Genomic DNA, 3,294 nt, shown 5'->3' on the forward strand with positions numbered 1-3,294 from the left:
ACATAGCCTCTTCCTAATTTGTCAACATCTCCTCCTTCAGTCATTAGCACATCACCAGCTTTTAAAATATATCTATTAACTTCATTTTTCGGTAAGTCTATATTTTTGATATCTGAAAGGTCGAGGTATCCATCCTGAACATTAGCTACTCTTAAATATGGTCTTGTTTCTAAAGATGCAGTTATATAGCTTTTACCGAGAGTTACTCCAGTTTGAATTTTTGCAATATGTTTAAGAGGTAATGTTTCCCAATGGGCTGGAATATCACCTAACCACTCAATACCAGAAGGTTTCATCGGTGCATGGGGGTTGAGTCCCTTGGTAACAGCACGGTTAATGATGGCGGTTTTCTGTTCTTTGAGTAATTCTATCAGCCGTTGTTTGTTGCTGATGAACTTGTCTATCTCTTCTAATTTGCTGTCAAGGAAGCAAGCGATCTTTTTTTGTTCAGATAGGGGGGGAATAATAAATTTGATGTTTATTAATTTTTCTCTTGTTAAGTGACCAATACTGACACGATTTACAATAGACTCAAAATATCCTTTTTGACCGATAATATAAAACTGATAATAGATATAAAAAGCAGAATATTTCTGAGTACAAGTTATTTTGTGTACAGAATTTTGTATATAACATTCTTCAATTTCATTATTCCAAATACAAGCTCGTCCAACTTCACCACCTTCACTTACTAAAATATCTTTGCTTTTTACTAAATACGAATTCATCTCGTTTTTAGTCAGCCACATTTGTTTTATGTCAGAAACATCAGGTTTGTTCCATTGAATATTTGCTGACCTTAAATAAGGTTTTAAATAATCATTACCACTAGAATTACCTTGAAGCATTTTCCCTAAAACTATTTGGGCTATATACTTCAGCTTTTTAACTTCCCAATGCTCAGGAATATCCCCCAACCAATTTACACCCGAATCTTTATACTGTGGATAACGCTTCACCCTTCAACCTCCGCACCCAGAAAGTAATATAAAAAGCCTGTTGAATATCCTTGCAAAACCTGTAACCGCTTATACTTGCTCATTAAATAACATATATCATAGCCCCTCCTCGCTTGCGCTACGCTGTACACACAAGTCTTCTCAAGTTGCCTAACAGCGTTTCGATCCCCCCTAACCCCCCTTGAGAAGGGGGGAAATTTTCTTAAAGTCCCCCTTTTTAAAGGGGATTTAGGGGGATCAGATCACTTGTGTGTACACGGTATAGCCTCGCTTGCGCTTAGGGGTTTGGGGGTGGGGTTCAAACGCCAATAACAGCTTTTAAAACTCCTTCCGTCTCCGCTTCCAAAGCCAAAATATCCGCCGCAATATCAGCCAAACTCCGCAAAGGCTGAAACTTGTAAAAATATTTAGTAAAAGAAATTTCATAACCCCGGACAGTCTTCTCAAAATCTATCCAAGCATCAGGGACATGGGGTAAAACTTCCCTATTAAAATACTCCTGAATATCTTCCTTTAAAGGCACATTCTCAGTATCGCGCAACTCAGAATCAGACTCATAAACTATCCCCGCTTTCGTTTTCTTCTTAATTACAGCTTCCGCCGTTTCATCTTTTTCCGTAAACGTATCATAAACCAACTTCAAATCCTTAGCCGCTAACTTAAATCCTTCTGCCTTCAAAGCTGTTTCTAACCTCTGTTTAACCAAATTAAAATCTTGATAAACCTCATCCCCAAATAAATCCTGTAATATCCCCAAAACCGGATATAATTTATCATCAGCCAAACTGCGAAACTGCTCTACTCGTTCTGGTGTCACTTGAAAACTTAACCTTAAAGGACGTTCCACAGTAATTTTATGATAACCAAAATCTTCATTATCAAAAATCTTTGACTCTGCTGTTTCCTCAAACCTGATAAACGTTTCCGTAATTTGCTGAATATTTGCCGGCGTTAACTCACAATTCTTCTTCCCTAAATTCTTTCTTAACTTGCCATACCATTCAGTAGCATCAATTAATTGTACCTTGCCTCTACGCTTTTCCGGTTTCCGGTTAGAAAGCACCCAAATATAAGTAGCAATACCCGTGTTATAAAACATATTCAAAGGTAAGCCGACAATACATTCTAACCAGTCATTTTCAATAATCCATCGTCTAATATTACTTTCGCCGCTTCCCGCATCCCCAGTAAACAAAGCCGAACCATTATGAATAGAAGCAATACGGCTACCCAAAGGACTTTGATTTAGGGGTTTCATTTTCCCCACCATATCCATTAAAAACAGCAATTGACCATCAGAAGAACGGGGAATTGCTGGTAATGTTTCTAATTGTCCCTGAAAGTTTTGTAGTTCCACCTGAAAGCGAGGATCTAAAACTTCTTTACCATCTAAAATATATTTTTGGTCAGATTTATAAGATTTACCATAAGGCGGATTTGACAGCATAAAATCAAACCGCATTTCCGGAAAATCATCGGTGGCTAAAGTAGAACCAAACTTAATGTTTTCTGGGTCATTCCCCTTAATCATCATATCTGATTTACAAATAGCATAGGTTTCGCCGTTGACTTCTTTCCCATACAATAAAACCTGAGACTGAGAATTAATTTCTCCTTCTGCGGCTTCGATAAAACCTTGAGATTCTGTTAGCATTCCCCCGGAACCGCAAGCCCCATCATAAACGGTAATTACTGGCGGAATTTCATCTTTAATGGGAATAAATAATAAATGAATCATCAATTTAATAACTTCACGGGGGGTGAAGTGTTCCCCGGCTTCTTCGTTATTTTCTTCGTTAAATTTGCGGATTAATTCTTCAAATACATAACCCATTCCCAGGTTACTTAGCCCTGGTAGTTTCTCCCCTTTGCTGTCTACAATCTCATGGGGACTCAGGTTAATTTCGGTGGAGGTAAATTTCTCTAAAACATCGTGTAAAACATCAGCTTCCACCATGCGCCCAATTTGGTTACGCAGTTCAAATTTATTGATGATTTCTTTGACGTTATCGCTAAACCCATCTAAATAAACTTCAAAATTTGCTTTTAAAATTTGGCGATTATTAGCAGTTGTTTTGACTAATTTCTTTAATGTCCAGTCAGAAATATTATAAAATACATAACCCGATGCTGACTGTAAACCGGACGGGTCAAGCACATCAAATTTGACTTCTTCTCTTTGAAAGCGCACTTCTTCCAGTACATCTGCTTTGGTTGATTCCAGCAAACAATCTAGCCGCCGCAAAACAAACATGGGCAGAATCACATCTCGGTATTTGCCTCTAACGTAGACATCCCGTAGACAATCATCAGCAATTGACCAAATAAAGGAAAC

2 protein-coding genes are annotated in these 3,294 nt (G+C 37.9%); both read right to left on the reverse strand.

What is annotated here, in order from left to right; translation table 11 throughout:
* A partial coding sequence (locus tag VB654_RS16475; RefSeq protein ID WP_323214865.1) for a restriction endonuclease subunit S occupies positions 1-959 on the reverse strand: 959 nt, incomplete at its 3' end.
* A gap of 298 nt (positions 960-1,257) precedes the next feature.
* On the reverse strand, positions 1,258-3,294 hold a 2,037-nt coding region (locus VB654_RS16480; RefSeq protein WP_323214866.1), incomplete at its 5' end, for a class I SAM-dependent DNA methyltransferase.

It is taken from the genome of Nodularia sp. UHCC 0506, from assembly GCF_034931045.1.
Lineage (GTDB): Bacteria > Cyanobacteriota > Cyanobacteriia > Cyanobacteriales > Nostocaceae > Nodularia.